The sequence below is a fragment of the Spongiactinospora sp. TRM90649 genome, assembly GCF_029382225.1.
Classification (GTDB): Bacteria; Actinomycetota; Actinomycetes; order Streptosporangiales; family Streptosporangiaceae; genus Spongiactinospora.
In genome coordinates, this window is record NZ_JARLTC010000058.1 from 1 (window position 1) to 19086 (window position 19086).

Genomic DNA, 19086 nt, shown 5'->3' on the forward strand with positions numbered 1-19086 from the left:
CCGACCTCCCCTTCGACCGGCTCATCGAAGACCTCCAGCCCGCCCGCACCCTCACCCACCACCCCCTCATCCAGGTGTGCCTGACCGTGCAGAGCGAGCTGGACTCCGTCCCCGCGTTCGCCCTGCCCGGCCTGGACTGCACGCCCGAGGACGCCGTCCACGAGGTGTCGCGCTTCGAGCTGGAGGTGACCCTGCGGGACGACCGGCTCCAGCTCACCTACGCGACCGGCCTGTTCGAGCGCGGCACCGTCCGGGCGTTCGGGGAGCGGCTGCTCAAGGTGCTGGCCCAGGTCGCCGCCGCTCCGGACACCCGGGTCGGCGACCTCGACGTGCGCACGGCGGGGGAGCGCCGGCGGCTGGCCGTGTTCAACGCGACCGGCGGGCCGCCGCCGTCCCGCACGGTGACGGGGCTGTTCGCCGAGCGGGCCGCGCGGACACCGGACGCGCCCGCCGTCCTGCACGACGCCGGACGGCTCACCTACCGCGAGCTGGACGCACGCTCCGGACGGCTGGCCCGCGACCTGCTGCGCGCGGGAGTCCGGCCGGGCACGGCGGTGCCGCTGCTGATGCGGCGCTCGCCGGAGCTGATCGTGGCGATCCTGGCCGTGCTCAGGGCCGGCGCCTACTACCTGCCGCTGCACACGCAGCAGCCGGACGCGCAGTCGCGCGCGGTGCTCGCCACGGTGACCGGCCCGGTGCTGCTCACCGACGCCGCCTACCGGTTCCACGCGCTGACCGTCGAGCAGGCCGCCGAGGGCCGCCACGTCATCACGGTCCCGCAGGACGAACCGGCCCCACCCGCCGACGCCGATCCCGGCCGCCCGCTGCCCCGGGTGGATCCGGGGCAGCCCGCATACGTGATGTTCACCTCCGGCTCCACCGGCAGGCCCAAGGGCATCGTGGTCACCCACCAGAACGTCGCCGACCTGGCCCTTGACCAGTGCTGGGGCATCGGCGAGGGCGACCGGGTGCTGTTCCACGCCCCGCACGCCTTCGACGCGTCCGTCTACGAGATCTTCGCCCCGCTGACGCAGGGGGCGGCGGTGGCCGTGGCCGCCTCCGACCTCATCGACCCGACGGTCTTCGCCGCCGAACTGGCCCGCCACGAGGTGACCCACCTGTCGCTGACCGCCGGGCTGTTCCGCGTCCTGGCCGAGGACGCCACCGGGGCGTTCGGACGGCTGACCGAGGTGACCACCGGCGGCGACGTGATCGCCCCGCAGGCCGTGGACCGGCTGCTGCGCGAGCATCCGGGGCTGATCGTCCGCACCACCTACGGCCCGACCGAGGCCACCCTGTGCGTCACCCAGGCCCCGCACATCGTCCCGGCCCTGGACGGCTCGCCGGTGCCGCTGGGGCTCCCGCTGGACGCCACCCGGATCCACCTGCTCGACGACCGCCTGCGGCCGGTGCCGCACGGCGTCGAGGGCGAGGTCCACCTCGCGGGCGCGGGGCTGGCCATCGGCTACGCGGAACAGCCCGCGCTGACGGCGGAGCGCTTCGTCGCCGACCCGTACGGCCCGCCGGGCACCCGCATGTACCGCACCGGCGACCTGGCCCGCTGGAACGCCGACGGAGACCTGATCTTCACCGGCCGGGCCGACGACCAGGTCAAGATCCGCGGCCACCGGGTGGAGCCCGCCCAGGTCGAGGCCGCGCTGGCGGCGCTGCCCGGCGTCGGGCAGGCCGCGGTCGTCGCGGCCGACGACGGGTCGGGCGGCAAACGGCTGGTCGCCTACGTCACCCCGGTGCCGGGCGCGCCCGAGGAGCCCGATCCGGCCCTGCTGCGCGCCGAGGCGGCGCGGGTGCTCCCGGACTACATGGTCCCGGCCGCGATCGTCGCGCTGGCCGCGCTGCCGGTCACCCCGAACGGCAAGCTCGACCGCGCCGCGCTGCCCGTCCCCAGGCAGGACGGCACCGGCCGGGGCCCGCGCACGCCGCGCGAGGAGCTGCTGTGCGGCCTGTTCGCCGAGGTGCTGGGCCTGCCGGAGGTAGGCGCAGACGTCAGCTTCTTCGACCTCGGCGGGCACTCGCTGCAGGTGGGCCGCCTGGTCAACCGGATCCGCGCGGTGCTCAACGTGGAGGTGGGCATCCGCGCGGTCTTCGACGCCCCCACGGTGGCGAGGCTCGCGGAACGACTCGACGAGGCCCGCCCTGCCAGACCGATGCTGCGCCGCAGGGCGCGGCCCGGACCAGCGTGACGGCACGCCGTCCATCGACCGACGAATCAGGGAGCGAGACAGTGGCAGTACCCCCTGTGCTTCTCAAGGAAGACGAGCTGCTCCAGGACGAGGCAGACGGCTCGGCCTACGAGACGGCCCGCGACATATCGAAGTACCTGCTCATGCACTACGGGACCGTGGAGGACGCGTTCGAGCGCCCGCATCATCCGCTGGCCCCCTCGCACGGCTATCCCGCGCGCCTGTCGGAACTGCTGGAGCTGGTCGCGCTGCGCACCGGCACGCTCGTGCGGACCGCGCTGGACGCCGGGTGCAGCGTCGGAGGCATCTCGCACGCGCTGAGCACGTGGGTGCAGGACGTGGTGGTCGGCATCGACGCTAGCCCCCGGTCCATCGAGATCGCCCAGTCGCTGACGCGCCACGGCGGCGGGACCTTCAGCGTGGTGCAGCTCGGGCCGTTCTCCAGGGAGATCCAGGTGACCCTGCCCGAGGCCGAGCGGCGGGCCCGCGTGGAGTTCGACGTGGACGACGCGTGCTCGCTCGCCGTGCCGTCCCGCCCGTACGACGCGGTGGTGCTCTCCAACGTGCTGGACCGCGTCCGCGACCCCGAGGTGTGCCTGCGTCAGTTCACCGACTCCACGGCCCTGCTGCGCCGGGGCGGGCTGCTCATGGTCGCCTGCCCATGGTCCTGGTACCCGGAGTTCAGCCCCCCGGAGACCTGGCTCGGGTCCTCAGGCGACTGCGTCACGAGCGAGCAGGGCCTGAAGAACGTGCTGTCCGGCGGCCTGGACCTGATGCTGGAGAAGGACGAGGCGGGCGTGCTGCGCCAGAATCCGCGCGAGTACGACTACTTCGAGGCCCACGTCACGGTGTGGAAGAAGCGCTGATGCTCCCCGTCACACGTTAGGCGGGGTCACCGGGGTCCTCGCCTGGCGGCTTTCCCGGGGGGCCGGGGTGGTGGACGATGTCGCCGTTGATCACCCCGAAGGCGGTGGAGCCGGGGCCCGAAGCGGTGATGCGCTGGTCGATGCGGGCGCTCCCGGAAGACGGCCGCGCCGCCGGTTCCGGCTCGGGCTCCGGTTCCGGCTGGGGCTTCGGCGGGACGACCAGCACGACGACGGTCAGCACGAGCCCGGCGACCCCCGCCGTCCCGCCGACGACGCCGGCGATCTGGTCGGCCTGTTGCAGGTCCACCCACGCCACGGTCGCGAGCACGGTGCCCGTGCCCGCGAGCAGCAGCGACAGGCCCAGCCAGATCAATGCGCGGCGTGACATGTCATAACCATCCACCTACGGCCGGTGAACGTCCAGGAGGTGGGTCACCGGGCGTGCAGGCCGCGGCGGCGGAGGGTGAGGCCGGTGCCCGCGGCGAGGATGACGACGGCTCCGACCAGTACCAGCACGCGTCCGTCGGGGCCCGCGTCGCCGCCGCCTCCGGTGCTCGCCCCGCCGATCGGGGTCTTGGCCACGCTGCCGTTGCCGTCCGACTCGGTGAGGTCGGTGTCGTCGTCTTCGGACGCGGACGGGCTGGGGCTCGGGCTAGTGCTCGTACTGGCGCTCGGGCTGGGGCTGGGGCTCGGGCTGGAGCCGCCGCCCGTGCCGCCGGTGCCGACGGTGAGGGGATAGGTGGTCAGCGCGTCCTTGTTGGTGACCTCGCACTTGATCAGCAGGTTCTGCGTGCTGGTGCCGATGTTGATGTCGCCGGGCCGGACGGTTCCCGTGCCGTTGGCCCTGGGGGTGGTGCTGAGGGTCACCCCGCCGTCGGGCAGTTCGATGATCCCGTCCGCGTCGGTGGGGGCGAGGCTGGCGGTCCCGGTGGCCGAGGTGAGCTTGTCGATGCCGCTGATGCCCGCGTAGGCGAAGAGCTTGGCCCCCGCGGGGAGCCCAATGGCGGGGGCGAGGATGCCGGCGGAGGAGTAGCGGCCGGTCCAGGTGATGGTCATCGTCGCGTCCAGCGGGGCCGACGTCGGCATGGTCAGCTCGATGTTCAGGCTGACCGGCTGCGGAATGTTCGTCGCGGTGTCGGTGCAGGAGTACTCCACCACCGAGGTCGCTGAGGTCGCTGTCGTCGCGTGGGCCGGTTCCCCGGCGAGTGCGGGACCGGCGGCGAGTAAGAGGCCGAGTGACAGTCGGGCTAAGGGTGAGCGGACGCGCACAGTGGACTCCAGTTGCGACGGATGTGACACAAGTGGAGACGGGGGACCGGCACGTTCGGTTGACAGCACGCGCCGCCGTCGTGCTGGGATCTTACGACCGGGGAAGGGCGTATGTCCGGCGGCTATGGGCCTCCCGGCACGCTACGGCGGGCCGGACCCCGTCGTACCGTGCCGGGAGGGTTGTGCGGTGGAGCGAGACGCGGGCTTGGTCAGTGGGGACCACGCCTCGCACCACGTCTTCAGGCGTTCGTCGTGGCGCTCTGGCGGCGACGGTGCCAGAGATCGTCGAGGGCGAACGCGCCGCCGCGGCTGAAGGCCACGGCGAGGGCTCCCGCGCCGAGGGCGAGCACGAACTCGTAGCCGCCCTTGTCCACGGTGAAGCCGTTGGCGAAGTGGACGAAGAACATCGCGCCCACCATGTCGAGGGCGAGCAGGACGCCGAACACGGGGAGCGCCGCGCCGAGGATGAAGGCGACACCACCGATGATCTCCAGGAAGGTGATCGCGGGCGCGGCGATCATCGCCAGCGGCACCCCGGATCCCTCGAAGAACTGGGTCGTCATGCCGAGGCCCATCTGGGTCAGCTTCATCCAGCCGTGGACGAAGAAGACGGCGCCGATGGCCACCCTGGCGAGCAGCAACGCGATGGGCCGGGCGCGGTCGATCATGAACGCCTCCCTGACAACTGGTTCGAATTTGAACGACTGCTACTGTAGAGGTTCGTTCAAATCTAAACAACAGTAAACTGGGAAACGTGCCCGAAACCCGATGGCTGGACTCCGAGGAGTTTGCCGCCTGGTATGCGTTCCTGACCGCCTACCACCGGCTGGAGAAGCTGATAGAAGAGCAGCTCAAGTCCGACGCGGGGGTCACGCACCCGCAGTACGAGATCATGGTCGCGCTCTCCGCGGCCCCCGAGCGCCAGCTTCGGATGACCGAACTGGCCAGGCTGGTCGTGGTGTCGAAGAGCGCGCTGACCTACCAAATCGGGCAATTGGAGAAGTCCGGAATGGTGCGGCGGACCGACTGCCCCGACGACGAGCGCGGAGTCCTGGCGGTGCTCACCGAGCAGGGCCTGCACTGCCTGCGGCGACTCGCGCCCGGCCACGTCGATGTGGTGCGCAAGTACCTGATCGACACCCTGACCCGAGACGAGCTGGCCTCGCTCACCTCGGCCATGGGCAAGGCCAACCGGGCGATGGGCGCGCTCGGCTAGGCGGGCACGCCGAGCGCCAGCAGCGCGGCGTCGTCCTCCAGGCCGTCGCCGAACCCGTGCAGCAGGTCCACGATCGCGGCGACGGTCTCCCGCGCCGTGGCCGGGGCCAGCCGCCGGGCGAGGTCGAGCAGCGCCGCGTCGCCGAACCGCTCGTCGCCCTTCCCGGTGCGGGCCTCGGTGAGCCCGTCGGTGTAGAGCAGCAGCGTGTCGCCCGGCCGGAGCACGACCCCGGTCGAGATGAACGTCGCGGTGGGCAGCAGGCCCACGACGAGCCCGCCGGTGGTGGGCAGGTACGCGGCTTCGCCGTCCGCGCGCAGCAGCAGGGCGGGCGGATGCCCGCCGCTGGCCAGCTCGACGCCGAACGTGCCGTCGCCGGGGGAGAGCGACCCGGCGATGACCGTGCAGTAGCGGGGGTCCTCGCCGGTGTGGCGCTCGTTCAGGACGGTGTCCAGCGTGGCGAGCACCTTCGCCGGGGCCGGGTCGTGCATCGCCGCCGCCCGCAGCGTGTACCGGGCCAGCGAGGTCACCGCCGCCGCCTCCGGCCCCTTGCCGACCACGTCGCCCAGGAAGAAGGCCCAGCGCTCGCCGCCCAGCGAGAACAGGTCGTAGAAGTCGCCGCCCAGGTTGTCCGGCGAGGCCGCCTGGTAGTGGGCCACCGCCGTCAGCCCCGGTACGGCGGGCAGCGACGGCGGCAGCAGGCTGCTCTGCAGCGTGGCCACCACCTGCTGCAGCCGCGCCCGGTCCACCTCGGCCGCCCGGTGGGCCTCCTCCGCCTCGCGGCGGGCGCGCAGCAGCTCGGCCTCGTAGGCCCGCCGGGCGCGGGCGTCGGAGATCATGGTCCGGATCAGCGCCGGCGTGCCCTCGGCGGAGTGCTTCACCACCGAGGCGACCAGCACCGGCAGCCGTCCGCCCCCGGCCGTGGCCAGCTCCAGCGCGATCTCGCCGACCCGGCCCTGCATGTGCAGCAGCGGGGCGTAGTGCGTCTCGTGGTAGAGCCTGCCGCCGACCGTGAGCAGGTCGGTGAAGCGCAGCCGTCCGACCACGTCCTCGCGGCGACGGCCGAGCCAGTCCAGCAGGGTGCCGTTGATCTTGACGATGGTGCCGTCCGGCAGGGTGGACAGGTAGCCGCAGGGCGCGTTCTCGTACAGGTCGTCGGCGCTGTCCTCCAACGGCGGGGCGCACTCCTCGCGCTGGGGATCAGACACGGCGGGCGAAGTCGGCGATGGCCGCGGCGGTGACCTCCGGGGCGCTGAGCTGTGGGCAGTGGCCGGTGGCCCGCAGGGTGACCAGGCGGCTGCCCGGGATGGCGGCGTGCACGTACGCGCCGACCTCGCGGGGCGCGATCACGTCGTGCTCGCAGTCCACGACGAGGGTCGGCACGCGCACGCCGGGCAGGTCGGCCCGGTTGTCGGCGAGGAACGTGGCGCGGGCGAACACCCGCGCGATCGCCGGGTCGGTACGGCAGAAGGCGTTCGCCAGCTCCTCGCCCAGCTCGGGGCGCTCCGGGTTGCCCATGATCACCGGGGCCATCGCGGCCGACCAGCCCAGGTAGTTGGCCTCCAGCGAGTCCAGTAGCTCGTCGATGTCGGCGGCGGTGAACGCGCCCCGGTAGCCCTCCTCGTCGATGTAGCAGGGGGAGGGGACGAGCAGCACCAGCCCGCCGAACCGCTCAGGCTCGGCGGCGGCGGCCAGCACGCCGATCATCGCGCTGACCGAGTGGCCGACGAACACCGCCCCGCGCAGGTCGAGCGCGCCCGCGATGTCGAGCACGTCGCGGGCGTAGCCGTCCAGCGTGGCGTAGCGGTCCTCGCGCCACTGCGACAGGTCGGAGCCGCCGGAGCCCACGTAGTCGAACATGACCACCCGGAACTCCTTCGCCAGGACCGGGGCCACCAGCCGCCAGAGGTTCTGGTCACAGCCGAATCCGTGGGCCAGCATCACGACGGGAGCATCGGGAGGCCCGGTCATCACGACGTTGTTCCGGTCTCGCACGCCCATGCGGGACATCTTCCCGTTATGCGTGATCGTCCACCGTCTACGCGTAGAGAGTCCGCCCTGGTGAGAAGGGCTACTTGCTAAGAATCACCCGTTTGTCGGATCGTCCGGGGTAGGTCACGATCAGATGCTCGATGGGGTGCTCGCCGTCGTCCCTGACGTAGAGCCGCACGCGGTAGCGGCCGGGGCCGGCGGCGGCCAGGTTGGGCAGTTCGGTGGCGGACGGCCCGCCGAGTTCGCCCGACTGGGGGACGGCCAGCCGCCCGCTCCTGCTCCGCACGCCGACCTCGGAGACCAGGGCCCACCCCTTGGCGCGCAGCGGCGGGGCGGAGCGGAACGCCTTGGCGGTGACGCAGAGCGGCTCGTTCTCGATCCAGGTTTCCACGACCGCGCCGGTCTCGGTCACCTCCATGAACCCGTCCTTCCGATCCCTGGTGTCGGATTCGCCGGTGTCCTCCACGTCGGTCTTGTCGTCGTAGATGTAGTAGCCGCCGCCCTCGCCGAGGAAGTAGGCGACCGTCCCCTGCCGGTGGGCGCGCACGCGGGGCCAGGGGTCGGCGCAGCGCGCGTTCTCCTCGGCGATGAAGTCGCGCGTGTCCTGTCTGACCTGGGCGCTGCCGCGCAACAGGCCGGGCTGCTCGGCGCCGATGATCTCCGGGCACAGGAACACCAACCGGCTCGCGTCGTAGGCCCTGGACCTCCTGCCCCCGCCGGGCGCCGGGGGCAGGGCTTGCTCCGCTTCCACATCGCGGGCGGCGCACAGCGCTCTGCCGTACGCGAGGATCCGCTGGTCGGGCACCTCGTCCGGGAACGACGGATCCATGCCGTCCATGGTGGACCTGGCATGACATAGGAAGGCGCGCTCACGGTCCTCCGGGCGCGTGTCGCCGTAGGGGCGGTGCTCGGCCGTCCAGGCGAAGCACCCGTCGTCCATGCCGGTGTAGGTGAACCGGGGCGTCTCCTCGGCCTGGACCGCGAACAGGGCCGGAATGAGCACCCACACCGCTTTGAGCGTTCGCGGGAGACCCGCCCGGGGCGTCACCGCGCCACGCGGGTGGGCCAGTTCGTGGGCGCTGCGCGCGAGCCAGACCGCGGTGAGCAGGTCGAGTGCCTCGATGATCACGACCCAGGAGGAGAAACGAGAGGGGCCGATCATCCAGCCGGGGTCGGAGTAGGCGTCGGGGAGAAGTCGCAGCAGGGGCGGGGCGACGAGGGCCAGCCAGCCGATCCACACCGTTCCCGCGCTCCACCGCCCGTCGGCCCGCTGCGCCCAGAGGATCAACGCCGTCCAGACCAGAGTGGCGACGCCGAGCAGCAGCCTGAGATCGATGTCGAGCTCGAAGCCGGTGAACTCGTCCACCAGCCACAGGAGGGGCGTGGCGGTGTAGAGCACGCCGAACACCAGCGTGATCGCCCGGAGCGGACGGGGCGCCCGGTCGAGGACTCTGGCGAAGAGGCCGACCAAGGCGCCCCAGGTCAGCAGGGCGAGAAGCGGCTCCGCCGGGTCGTAGAGGTCATCGGCCACTTCGAGCAGGATCAGCTCGCCGACGACGGCGAAATAGAGCACCCGGCGTAACCAGACGACGGCCTTCTCCGGCCTCCCGGCGGGCTCGGCGACGACGAGGGGGCCGTGGAAGATCTGCCAGAACATCCAGGCCATGAGCACCACGGCCGCCGCGAACAGCAGGGGAGAAGTGAACCCCTCATCGGACTCGGCCCAGGCGATCTTCGCCCAGTCGGGCCAGTAACGCCCCCGGCGCAGTTCCAGCGCCGAGGCCACCGCGACGAAGACCAGATAGAGGCCGACGATGACGGCGGCGGCCCGCCCGAACCTGTACCGGCGCACGGCGCATCCCAATTCTCTTGTGAAGAAGCCCGGATCATCGCGAAATCCGGATGATCGTAGCGCCGTTCGGGGCGGGTCCGCCGCCTTTCCCGCCCTCACGTTCGGATGCCGTTACGTGCCCTGCCGGGGCAGGTACGGCCGGAGGTTCGCCGCGGCGATCCGGTCGAGGACCCGATCGGGAAGGAAGCGCGCCAGGCGGGTCAGCAGGGCCGCGTCGCGGCCGACGGTGTAGCGCGTGCGCGGTCGCCGCACGGTGGCGGCGTCGGCGATGACGGCCCCGGCCCTGGCCGACGGCAGGCCGTTCCGGGTGAACGCCAGCGAGTGGGCGACCACGGCCTCGATGAGCCCGCCGTACCGCCGTCGCTGTTCGGGGTTCATCATCGCGGCGAGATCGTTGGCGGTGGCCGCGCCGCGACCGGCCATCTCGGACCTCACCGCGCCGGGCTCGACGACGACGACCTGGACTCCATGTGGGGCGAGTTCACGGCGGAGCGAGTCGCTGACCGCCTCAAGGGCGAACTTCGCGCCCGCGTACGCGCCGTACGTGGCCATCGCGATCTTCCCGCCCACCGAGCTGATGTTCACGATCCTGCCGTGGCTCCGGTGGAGGAACGGCAGCAGCGCCTGCGTGATGGCGATGTGCCCGAACAGGTTGACGTCGAACAGCCGCCGCCACTCGTCCAGGGGGAGGACCTCGGCCGGCGCGTTGACCGAGATGGCCGCGTTGTTGACGAGGGCGCGGAGCGGGCGGTGGCGCGGGTCGGAGGCGATGCGGTCGGCGAGGGCCCGCACGTGCTCGGGCCGCGTGAGGTCGAGGATCACCGGTTCGACGCCGTCGCCCCGGATCGCGTCTCCGTCGCGTTCGCGCCGGACTCCGGCGAGGACGTGGAAGCCGCGAGCGGCCAGCTCGCGAGCCGTCGCGGCGCCGATGCCCGTTGAAGCGCCGGAGACGACCATGATCTCATTTCCATGTGACGCTGTCATATGAATTACCTTGGGGCACTCATATGACGCTGTCAACTAGAATCGGCGACGTGGTGACGCGAGCCGAGACCGCTGCGGCGACCCGGGACGCCCTGGTGCGCGCCGCGTCCGACCTGCTCGACGAAGGGGGGCCCGACGCGGTGACCCTCCGCGCGGTGGGGGCCCGTGCCGGGGTCTCGCGCGGCGCGCCCTACGGGCACTTCGAGCACAAGGCGCGTCTGCTGACCGAGCTGGCCGTCAACGCCTGGAACGCGGTGGCGGACGAGGTGGAACGACTGCGGGCCGACCCGGGCATGACCCCGGGCGCACGGCTTGAGCGGGCCCTGCTGACGCTCATCGAGGTCGGACGGCGGCAGCCGCACCGGTACGCGCTGATGTTCAGCACTCCGGCGGACGACCCGGACGCCGCCGGGGCCGCGAGCCGCCTGGAAGGTCGGTTCCTCGACATCGTCGCCGACGTGGTCGGCGAATCCGACGCCCGCCGGTACGGCGCTCTGCTGATGTCGAGCGCGCACGGGATCGCGGGACTGGAGCTCAGCGGCCACCTGGCGAAGGAGAAATGGCAGGTCGGCGGGGAGCAACTGGTCCGCATGCTGATCGACGCGATCCGATCCGGCCTCGGGGACGCCGAGGCGCGCGGCTGAGGATGGGGGAGCGTTGTGCGGGCGGGGTCGCCGCCTTTCCCGCCCGCACGTTCGTACGCCGTGGCCGTCAGGCCACGACGTGCGCCTCGGCGGTGAACTCGCGCCCGGCCACGATCTCGGACACGAACCCGTCCGGGCCGACCGGACGGTCACCGATGAGCGTCACCCGGTGCAGGGTGCGCTGCACGTCGAGATGGTCGAGGTCGGTCGGGGCCAGGTGGGCGGTGGCGCGGTTGTCCCAGAAGGCGACGCTCCCGGGCGCCCACCGGAACCGGACGGTGTACTCGGGCCGGGTGATCTGCTCGTACAGCAGTTCCAGGATGCGGCGGCTCTCCAACGCCGACACCCCGACGATCCGGTCCGTGAAGCCGGGGTTGACGAACAGCGCCCGCTCCCCGGTCTCGGGGTGGACGCGCACCACCGGGTGCACCGAGACCAGCAGGTTGTCGTTGATCCGCTTCTGTAGTTTGCCCTCCTCCGCCGGCTTGTAGCCCGCCAGGAAGCGGTGTTCGGCGCGCAGGCCGTCCACGAGGCGGCGCAGCGGCTCGGAGAGCCCCTCATAGGCGGCCACCAGGTTGGTCCACTGGGTGTCCCCGCCGAACTCCGGGACGGTCTCGGCGCGCAGGATGGAGGCCGCGGGAGGGTTGACGGCGGCGGTGACGTCGGTGTGCCAGCCGGAGTAGTAGGAGTAGCGGCGCTCCCGGTACTGCTCGCGGTAGCCCACGCCGTAGCGCTGCTCGTAGCGCCGTGGGTCGATGGTGAGGATCTGCGGGTGGTCCTCCGGCGGGGCGTCCTCGTGCGGGTGGGCGTGGGTCGGCTCGCCGAACTGCCGGGCGAAGTCGATCTGTGAGCCGTGGTCGAGCGTCTGGCCCCTGAAGAAGACGACCTTGTTGGCGAGCAGGGCTCTGCGGATCTCATCGACCGTGGACGGGTCGAGCGGACGGCTGAGATCGACCCCCTTGATCTCCGCGCCGATGTGCCCGGCGACGCGCCGGATGTCGAGGGTGCTGGTGGCAACTGGCATTCGGCTCTCCGTGGGTGTGCGGGGTAAGGCCACTTCGATGGTGCGCGGCGTTCCCGGTAAAATCAATAGGAAATACAGGGAATAGTGAGCGTCGGCGGGAACATCAGCCGGGCCCCCGACCGGCTGGGCAGCGCGAACGCCACGGCCTTGCCCGGCGCCCCCGTGCCGGACAGCGCCGTCGTGTACGCCCGGCAGTACCCCTCGGACAGCCCATGCACCAGCGCCAGCCCCCGGCCGTGCTCGGCGAGCGAGCCGCGCCCGTGACCCGTGCCCGCCAGGGCCAGCGCCGCCTCCACCCGGCCGGACGCGGGCTCGCCGTCCACGCACTCACACCAGGCCGGGATCCCCGCGACGGTGAACACCCGCACCTCGTACGGCGGGCGGGCATGCCGTACGGCGTTGGCCGCCAGCTCGGCCACGGCCACCTCGGCGTCGAAGATCGCGTCCTCGCCGAGCCCTTCCGTTTCGAGCGCCGCGCGCACCACGCGCCGGGCCTCGCGCACCGCCGTACCGGCCAGTAGCGCCTGGACGATCACGTCGATGGGCCCGCGCGGACGGCCGGGCGTCGGGGGGTTCGGCATGGGCGGCTGCTCCTTCACTCGTCGATGTGAGGAGCAGGAAACGGCACGCCGGATCGGGTCCGGCAGTTTCCGGCCGCGCCGTTGGCCGCGCGGAACGAGTGACACGGCGGCGGTGGTCGTTTCCCTGCCGTTTCCCGCGACGGGCGATCGCGCCTCAAGTCGGCCGGACACAATGAGTAGTCGATTGGATACAAGGAGGCATCATGGACGGCGGCGCCGGGATCCCGCGTGGGCGGCCCGAGCTGGCGCGGGCGCGCAAACGGCTCGGCATGAATCAGGACGACGCCGCCGAGGCGCTGCTCGTGGCCACCACCACGGTCAGCCGCTGGGAGCGCGGCAGGCAGGACATCCGCCCTGTGTACCGGGCGCGGATCGCCGCCGTCTTCGGGGTGACGGGGGAGGAGGTCGAGCGATGGGTGGAGGGGGGCGAGCCCGTCGAAACAGAGGTCTTCCCTTTGACGGACTTCAGTGACATGTCCATGGAATCTACGGTGAAAGTGGCCGAGAAGATCTGGAGGGCTGAAGTGGACCTCGAAAGGCGCCACCTTCTAGCGGCTCTGCCCTTCGTGCCGGCGGCGGTAGACGGCTGGCTGTCGGCCTGGAGCTACGGCCCGTCCGGCAGTGCGGCCTCGCAGGCGGCAGGACGCGCCGTGGGCATGCCCGACGTCGATCGGCTGCACCAGATGTGGCGAACGCTCAGCCGACTCGACCACCAGTACGGCAGCGCCATCGCCCGGCCCGCCGTGGTCGACTACCTGAACACCACCGTCGCCCCCATGCTGCGCGGCACCTACAACGAACGGGTCGGCGCGGCCCTCCTGCCCGCGGCGGCGGAGATCGTCTCACTCGTCGGCTGGACGGCCTTCGACCAGGGCAACCACGGTCAGGCCCAGCACTACTACGGCCAGGCGCTCAAACTGGCCAAGGTCGCCGACAACCCGCTGTTCGGCGCGCACGTGCTGACGAACATGAGCCTTCAGGCCATCTACACCGGGGAGCACAAACAGGCGGCACTGCTGGCCCGCGCCGCCGTGGACAGCGCCCGGCGAGGGGAGGCCCCGCCGCGTTTCATGGCGCTGCTGCTGGTGCGCGAGGCGTGGACGCGGGCACTGATCACCCGCCCAGGTCAGACCGGCGACGGCCACAGTGCCAAGGAGGTCGAAAAGCTGATCGGCGAGGGCGAGCGCGCCTTCGCTCAGGGGGCGAGCGACCGTGACCCCTACTGGAGCGTGCGATACGACGAGCACGAGCTGGGCGCGGAGACCGCCGTGAGCTGGCGGCTGCTCGGCCAGGCCGACCGGGCGGTCGAGAACGCGGAATCGGCGGCGCGCAGGTTCACGCTTCCCCGGCCCCGATCCGCGCAACTGACCTGGATCAGCGCGGCCCACGCGTACCTGGGCAAGCGCGAACTGGAACAGGCTCTGGACACGGCCCGGCGGTCCCTCTCCGACACCGGCCTGGCCCCGTCGCCGCGTGTCGTCGAACGCCTCAAGCAGTTCGACAAAAGACTCAAGCCCTATGAGAAGACCATCAAGGTGGCGGAATTCCGCGCCCACGTCGCCCAGCGGCTCGCCGTCTGAACCCCCTGGACAGCCGCTGATAAGGGCTTGCCGTCCGGCTGTGCGTAGCCATACCCTCACGCTTAGCAATCACTGGAGTGGAGGGAGAAACGAGGCAGATGGGCAAGCACAGCGGGCCTCCCAAGGACAAGCCGTCCGATCCCGCGCCGCAGCCGGAGCCCGACGGCGCCGGTTCCGCCCCCGGCGGTGACGACGAGGACGACGACGGCGCCCAGTAAGGTCCGACCGGCACGACGCCTGCTACCACCGGGTCGCCCCCGGGCGGCCCGGTAGGCGGACGCCGGATGATCGCCGAACCACGACCACCGCCCGCGACCGGCCCGCACGACAGGCCCGTCACGATCGGCGCTGAGCGCCTCCGTCCCCATGGTCCACGGCCCAGCGGGGACCCTCACCCGGAGGCAGCTCGACGAAGTCGGGCAGCTCGCGCAGGGCCGCCTCGGCGCCCCCTGGCGTGTAGGTGGCGATGATCCGCAGTGGCCGCCAGGTGGTGTTGAACGTGCTGTGCAGCACGCCGCGCGGGATCCAGACCGCGTCGCCGGCCTTGACCGGGAACTCCGGCTCGTCGCCGACGGTCTGGCGTCCCTCGCCCTCGATGATGTACAGGATCTCGTCGGACTCGGGGTGCAGATGCCGTTCGTGCCCCTTGCCGGGGTTGATGATGACCTCGCCGAGCGTGGACGACGCCCCGGCCACGCTGCCGGGCGTCACATGCCACTTGATCGACCCCCAGCCGAAGACCATCGTCGGTACGGCGTGCGGCTCGCGGCGCATCACATGCTCCTTCACCGGTCGGAGACCTCGGCGAACGCGCGGACCTGCTCGGCGATGGCGCGCTCGGTGGGCAGTCGTTCCATCGACGAGGCCCCGAAGAACCCCGCGACTCCCTCAGTGTGCCGCTGGATGAACCGCACGTCCTGCGGTTCGGCGATCGGGCCACCGTGGCACAGCACGATCACGTCTGGATTGACCGAGACTGCAGCATCTCGCATCTCCTGTACCCGGCGCGCGGCCTCCTCCAGCGTGATCGCGGTCTTCGCGCCGATGGTGCCCTTGGTGGTCAGGCCCATGTGCGGGACCAGGATGTCGGCCCCGGCCCGCGTCATCGCCGTGGCCTGGTCGGCGTCGAAGACGTAGGGGGCGGTCAGCAGGCCCCGGTCGGCGGCCTGGCGGATCATCTCGACTTCCAGGCCGTAGCCCATCCCGGTCTCTTCCAGGTTGGCGCGGAACACGCCGTCGATCAGGCCGACGGTCGGGAAGTTCTGCACGCCGGTGAAACCGGTCGCGGTCAGCTCGTCCAGGAACCTCGGCATCAGGCGGAAGGGGTCGGTGCCGCAGACCCCGGCCAGCACGGGGGTGTCCCTGACGACGGGGAGCACCTCCGAGGCCATCTCCAGCACGATGGCGTTGGCGTCGCCGTACGGCATGAGCCCGGCGAGTGAGCCCCGCCCCGCCATCCGGAACCGGCCCGAGTTGTAGATGATCAGCAGGTCGGCCCCGCCCTGCTCGGCGGCCTTGGCCGACAGGCCGGTGCCCGCGCCCGCGCCGATGATGAGCCGCCCGGACTCCAGCCGGGCGCGGAACCTGGCCAGCGCCGTGTCGCGATTCACGATGCCTTCTCCTCCTGGATCAGCCGGTGCAGGTGGTCGGCGGCGGCGGTGGCGAAGGCGGCGGCGTTGATGTCGTCATCGCTCTCCACCAGCTCTACGGACGTGTCGGCCACGGCTTGCCGTACCGCCTCGAACAGGGCCGCGTCGGCCGGCGGATCCCAGAACGGGCCGCCCTCCACATCGACGGCCGACACGCCGCCGCGTGAGACGTACAGGGCGACGGGGCCGGTCGCGGCGGCGAGCTTGCCGCCGAGCAGCGCGCCGAGCTCGGCGTTCTCGGCGGGGGTGGTGCGCATCAGCGTGACCGCCTCGTTGTGCACCAGCAACCGACGGTCGCGGAACCGCTCGGGGACGGTGTCCATCGGGCCGAAGTTGACCATGTCCAGCGCGCCGAGGCCGACCACCTGCGGGATCCCGGCGCGCCCAGCGGCGGTGAGCCGCTCGGGCCCGGCCGACAGCACCCCGCCGACCAGCTCGTCCGCCAGCTCGGTCGTCGTAAGGTCGAGCACCCCGGCGAAGTAGCCGCTGGCCGCCAGCGCCTCCATGGCCCGCCCGCCCGAACCTGTGGCGTGGAAGACCAGCACCTCGTAACCGTGCCGCTCCAGCCGCGCGCGAGCCGTCTCGACGGCGGGCGTGGTGACCCCGAACATCGTGGCCGCCACCAACGGCCGATCGCTCACCTCGGCGGCCTCGCCGCGCGCCTCGTAGGCGGCGGCCATCGCGCCCATCGCGGCGGCGGCGTTGCCCAGGATCTGCCGGGAGATGGAGTTGATCCCGGCGATGTCCACGACGCTGTACATCAGCGTCACGTCGCTCTCACCGACATAGGCGGAAACGTCGCCGCTCGCCATCGTCGAGACCAGCAGCTTGGGCAGGCCGACCGGCAGGCCGCGCATCACGGCGGCGGCGATGGCCGAACCGCCACTGCCGCCCAGCGCCAGCACCCCGCTGAGCCGTCCGCCCGCCTGCAACTCCAACGCCACCGCACTCGCCCCGGCGGCCATCACCCGCAGCGCGGCTCCCCGATCCCGCGTCCGCCGCAGCTCGGCGAGGTCACCGCCCCCGGCCCCGGCGACGGTCTCGGCCGTGACGTCCACCTCCAGGGACGGCGTGCCCAGGACACCCGTGTCCAGCAGGATGACCTCCTGCCCGCCTTCGGCGATCAGATCCCGGACGAGCGTGTACTCCTCACCCTTGGTGTCAAAGGTCCCCAGCAACAGCACGGCCATGACCGGCACCCCTCCTCGGCGTCATGTGATCGCCATACCCGCCTCCAAGGGGAACGATGGCGGACCTCCGAAACAGGATGTACGATCCGGCGGGAGCCGACCCGAACGGCGCGGCTGTAGAGGGATTCGTCGAAGGCGGCGACGGCGGCGGCGTCAGGGGTGGCACCCCACTCGGATTGCTCGGACTGGATGGTGTCGCGGCGACGGCGGAGGTCCGGGCGGGTTTCGGCGATCCAGTTCTGTAACTCTCGCAGCGAATTCAGGCCGGAGGCTTCCAGGTCGAAACGCTGGAGGGTGCGGCGGATCGCGGGTTCGTTGCGGCCGATGGCTTCTTCGGCTTTGGCCAGGCCCTGTTCGAACCGGGTCATGGCGCCGGGGTCGATGCCCGAGAATTCCCCGTCCATGGTCGTCGTGGGGCTGGGGTGAGTCAGGAATCCGCTTCCTTCAGGGAGGGGAGGAGTCAAGAGGGCGCGCGGCTCCACAGGGGGCAGTAGCGGTAGGCGATCACGTTGGTGCAAGATTAATTATCTTTCGCCCATGCGTAAAGGATTTCTACCCATTTGTGAATGCCGAAGAACCGTTTAGCTGGTGATGGCCACCATGAGCTGGGCGGCGGTGGGGCGGCTGCGGGGGTTCTTGTCGAAGCAGGCCGTCAGCGGGGTGCGCAGGTGGGGCGGAAAGACGTGGAGATCCGGAGTGCGGCTGAGCACCGAGTGGAAGATCTGCATGGCCGTGGTGCCCGCGAAGGCGAGTTCGCCGGTGGCGCCGAAGTACATGGTGGCGGCCCAGCTGAAGATGTCGGTCTCGGGGCCGACCTGTTCGCCGTTGATCTGTTCGGGCGACATGTAGGGCGGAGTTCCTTTCGGGCCGCCCACGGTCATGGTGACCTGGTCCAATGCCTTGGCGATGCCGAAATCGATGACCCGTGGGCCGTCGGATCCGATGAGGACATTCGCCGGTTTGAAGTCGCGGTGAATGACGCCCGCGCTGTGAATGGCGTTGAGGGCCGCGGAGGTGGCGATGGCGATTCTGGTCAGGCCGTCGCCGTCGAGTGGGCCTTTTTCCCGGATGAGTTGTTGCAGGGAGGGGCCGGAAACGTACTCGCTGACGATGAAGGCGGTGTCGCCGACCAGGCCGATATCGATTATCCGGGCGGTGGAGAATTGCGGGACGCGCTGTGCCGCCGTGACCTCGCGCATGAAGTCGTCGCGTTCTTTGGAACCCGTGCGGAAGCGGTCGTGCAGGACCTTGACGGCCACCCGGCGGCCGTCGCGGGCCGTGCCGACGTAGACCTGGCCCTGGCCGCCCTCGCCGATCTTGTGGTCGAGCGAGTAGTCGCCGATCGTGCCGTGCCGGGGCGCGTTGGAGGGGATCCGGGACGGCGCGGTGCTCGGGGTGCCGTAGGCGGGCGGATGGGTCGGGTAGGAGACGGGCGGGGCCGTCGGCCCGGTCGGCCCCGGCGGTCCCGTCGGACCCATCGCCGGGTATCCCGGCATGGGGTAGCCCGGGGGCGGCGGCGGGTAGCCGGTCATGGGGTGGCCGGGCGGCGGCGGGTAGGGCATCGGGGCGTACATCTGGGGGCGCCGGGGACGGAAGACGTCGGCGCGGATGATGAACGCGTGCACGGTGCCGCCGAACAGCAGCCCCGCGAACCAGATCGTCATCGCGATGGTCTCGCTCGCGGTGTTCGCCGGTTCGTCCGGGCCGGGGATGAGGATCACGGCGATCACGAAGAGGGCCAGATAAACGGCGGTGGCCAGCCACTGCCCGCGCCGGGAGGTGCGGATCGCCGCGGATCCGATGACGGCGACCGTCGCGAATCCGAGCGTGAAGAGCGGGACGAGCGCCCAGATGACGCTGAACACCTGCCTGGTGGGGGAAAGCGGCATCTTGGGAGCCGGCGCGTAGGACACGCTGGCATGATACGGGGACGCCGTATCGCGGATTCGGCATTCGGCGACGCGGTGACCCTTCCGAAACGGCCGCTCGCGGCCCCGGCCGTCCACCCGAGAACCCGTGATTCTCAGGTGATTGTCGGCGC

The 19086-nt window shown here is 71.4% G+C and carries 19 protein-coding genes; 5 read left to right on the forward strand and 14 right to left on the reverse strand.

The window, feature by feature from the left end:
* On the forward strand, positions 1-2201 hold a 2201-nt coding region (locus P3X83_RS41795; protein ID WP_277310993.1), incomplete at its 5' end, for an amino acid adenylation domain-containing protein.
* Between the two features lie 41 nt (positions 2202-2242).
* Positions 2243-3067, forward strand: coding sequence for a methyltransferase domain-containing protein (locus P3X83_RS41800; RefSeq protein ID WP_277310994.1), 825 nt, complete (start codon positions 2243-2245; stop codon positions 3065-3067).
* Positions 3068-3083: 16 nt separating this feature from the next.
* Here P3X83_RS41800 and P3X83_RS41805 read toward each other — a convergent pair whose 3' ends face one another.
* From P3X83_RS41805 to P3X83_RS41815, 3 genes are all read right to left on the reverse strand, one after another.
* Positions 3084-3455: a hypothetical protein gene (locus tag P3X83_RS41805; protein WP_277310995.1), complete on the reverse strand. Its 372-nt coding sequence runs from the start codon at positions 3453-3455 to the stop codon at positions 3084-3086.
* Between the two features lie 44 nt (positions 3456-3499).
* The gene (locus tag P3X83_RS41810; protein ID WP_277310996.1) at positions 3500-4336 is read right to left on the reverse strand and encodes a hypothetical protein; all 837 of its coding nucleotides are present in this window, start codon (positions 4334-4336) and stop codon (positions 3500-3502) included.
* A gap of 239 nt (positions 4337-4575) precedes the next feature.
* Positions 4576-5004 (reverse strand): DoxX family protein, encoded by a 429-nt coding sequence (locus tag P3X83_RS41815; RefSeq protein ID WP_277310997.1) that lies wholly within the window; start codon positions 5002-5004, stop codon positions 4576-4578.
* Positions 5005-5090: 86 nt separating this feature from the next.
* On the opposite strand from P3X83_RS41815, the gene P3X83_RS41820 reads away from it, so the two are divergent.
* Entirely contained in the window at positions 5091-5552 is a 462-nt protein-coding gene (locus P3X83_RS41820) for a MarR family transcriptional regulator (protein WP_277310998.1), read from the forward strand.
* Here P3X83_RS41820 and P3X83_RS41825 read toward each other — a convergent pair.
* The 4 genes from P3X83_RS41825 to P3X83_RS41840 all read right to left on the reverse strand — a co-directional run bounded on the left by P3X83_RS41825 (position 5549) and on the right by P3X83_RS41840 (position 10377).
* Positions 5549-6757 (reverse strand): SpoIIE family protein phosphatase, encoded by a 1209-nt coding sequence (locus P3X83_RS41825; RefSeq protein ID WP_277310999.1) that lies wholly within the window; start codon positions 6755-6757, stop codon positions 5549-5551. The two genes, P3X83_RS41820 and P3X83_RS41825, sit on opposite strands and share 4 nt — an antisense overlap.
* Positions 6750-7550: an alpha/beta hydrolase gene (locus tag P3X83_RS41830; RefSeq protein ID WP_277311000.1), complete on the reverse strand. Its 801-nt coding sequence runs from the start codon at positions 7548-7550 to the stop codon at positions 6750-6752. The genes P3X83_RS41825 and P3X83_RS41830 overlap by 8 nt, the downstream gene beginning before the upstream one ends.
* A gap of 70 nt (positions 7551-7620) precedes the next feature.
* Positions 7621-9393 (reverse strand): hypothetical protein, encoded by a 1773-nt coding sequence (locus P3X83_RS41835; RefSeq protein WP_277311001.1) that lies wholly within the window; start codon positions 9391-9393, stop codon positions 7621-7623.
* 111 nt (positions 9394-9504) lie between these two features.
* Positions 9505-10377 carry an SDR family NAD(P)-dependent oxidoreductase gene (locus P3X83_RS41840; protein ID WP_277311002.1) on the reverse strand — a complete coding sequence of 291 codons (873 nt, stop codon included), beginning with the start codon at positions 10375-10377 and terminating at the stop codon, positions 9505-9507.
* A gap of 50 nt (positions 10378-10427) precedes the next feature.
* On the opposite strand from P3X83_RS41840, the gene P3X83_RS41845 reads away from it, so the two are divergent.
* The gene (locus P3X83_RS41845; RefSeq protein WP_277311003.1) at positions 10428-11021 is read left to right on the forward strand and encodes a TetR/AcrR family transcriptional regulator; all 594 of its coding nucleotides are present in this window, start codon (positions 10428-10430) and stop codon (positions 11019-11021) included.
* A gap of 67 nt (positions 11022-11088) precedes the next feature.
* Here the strand turns inward: P3X83_RS41845 and P3X83_RS41850 are convergent, their stop codons facing one another.
* Together P3X83_RS41850 and P3X83_RS41855 are read right to left on the reverse strand one after the other, a co-directional pair.
* Positions 11089-12045: a TauD/TfdA family dioxygenase gene (locus P3X83_RS41850; protein ID WP_277311004.1), complete on the reverse strand. Its 957-nt coding sequence runs from the start codon at positions 12043-12045 to the stop codon at positions 11089-11091.
* Between the two features lie 62 nt (positions 12046-12107).
* Positions 12108-12626, reverse strand: a complete 519-nt coding sequence (locus tag P3X83_RS41855) for an ATP-binding protein (RefSeq protein WP_277311005.1) — start codon at positions 12624-12626, stop codon at positions 12108-12110.
* A gap of 203 nt (positions 12627-12829) precedes the next feature.
* Between P3X83_RS41855 and P3X83_RS41860 the strand changes: the two genes are divergently transcribed.
* A complete protein-coding gene (locus P3X83_RS41860; RefSeq protein ID WP_277311006.1) occupies positions 12830-14206 on the forward strand; it encodes a helix-turn-helix transcriptional regulator in 1377 nt (458 codons plus the stop codon).
* Positions 14207-14542: 336 nt separating this feature from the next.
* Here the strand turns inward: P3X83_RS41860 and P3X83_RS41865 are convergent, their stop codons facing one another.
* The 5 genes from P3X83_RS41865 to P3X83_RS41885 form a co-directional block, all read right to left on the reverse strand.
* Positions 14543-14980: a cupin domain-containing protein gene (locus P3X83_RS41865; RefSeq protein ID WP_277311007.1), complete on the reverse strand. Its 438-nt coding sequence runs from the start codon at positions 14978-14980 to the stop codon at positions 14543-14545.
* A gap of 11 nt (positions 14981-14991) precedes the next feature.
* Positions 14992-15816, reverse strand: a complete 825-nt coding sequence (locus P3X83_RS41870) for a phosphoenolpyruvate hydrolase family protein (protein ID WP_277311008.1) — start codon at positions 15814-15816, stop codon at positions 14992-14994.
* Positions 15813-17045 (reverse strand): Tm-1-like ATP-binding domain-containing protein, encoded by a 1233-nt coding sequence (locus tag P3X83_RS41875; protein WP_277311009.1) that lies wholly within the window; start codon positions 17043-17045, stop codon positions 15813-15815. Before P3X83_RS41875 ends, P3X83_RS41870 begins: the two co-directional genes overlap by 4 nt.
* Positions 16979-17449, reverse strand: coding sequence for a hypothetical protein (locus P3X83_RS41880; protein WP_277311010.1), 471 nt, complete (start codon positions 17447-17449; stop codon positions 16979-16981). Before P3X83_RS41880 ends, P3X83_RS41875 begins: the two co-directional genes overlap by 67 nt.
* A 177-nt stretch (positions 17450-17626) precedes the next feature.
* Positions 17627-18958 (reverse strand): serine/threonine-protein kinase, encoded by a 1332-nt coding sequence (locus P3X83_RS41885; protein WP_277311011.1) that lies wholly within the window; start codon positions 18956-18958, stop codon positions 17627-17629.
* Positions 18959-19086: the final 128 nt, after the last annotated feature.

Excerpts from the sequence above, each read along its gene's own strand:
- P3X83_RS41830 (WP_277311000.1), bottom strand. The coding sequence starts at position 7,550 with ATGGGCGTGCGAGACCGGAACAACGTCGTGATGACCGGGCCTCCCGAT.
- P3X83_RS41850 (WP_277311004.1), bottom strand. The coding sequence starts at position 12,045 with ATGCCAGTTGCCACCAGCACCCTCGACATCCGGCGCGTCGCCGGGCAC.
- P3X83_RS41875 (WP_277311009.1), bottom strand. The coding sequence starts at position 17,045 with ATGGCCGTGCTGTTGCTGGGGACCTTTGACACCAAGGGTGAGGAGTAC.
- P3X83_RS41855 (WP_277311005.1), bottom strand. The coding sequence starts at position 12,626 with ATGCCGAACCCCCCGACGCCCGGCCGTCCGCGCGGGCCCATCGACGTG.
- P3X83_RS41880 (WP_277311010.1), bottom strand. The coding sequence starts at position 17,449 with ATGGACGGGGAATTCTCGGGCATCGACCCCGGCGCCATGACCCGGTTC.
- P3X83_RS41860 (WP_277311006.1), top strand. The coding sequence starts at position 12,830 with ATGGACGGCGGCGCCGGGATCCCGCGTGGGCGGCCCGAGCTGGCGCGG.
- P3X83_RS41865 (WP_277311007.1), bottom strand. The coding sequence starts at position 14,980 with ATGCGCCGCGAGCCGCACGCCGTACCGACGATGGTCTTCGGCTGGGGG.
- P3X83_RS41815 (WP_277310997.1), bottom strand. The coding sequence starts at position 5,004 with ATGATCGACCGCGCCCGGCCCATCGCGTTGCTGCTCGCCAGGGTGGCC.
- P3X83_RS41805 (WP_277310995.1), bottom strand. The coding sequence starts at position 3,455 with ATGTCACGCCGCGCATTGATCTGGCTGGGCCTGTCGCTGCTGCTCGCG.
- P3X83_RS41840 (WP_277311002.1), bottom strand. The coding sequence starts at position 10,377 with ATGACAGCGTCACATGGAAATGAGATCATGGTCGTCTCCGGCGCTTCA.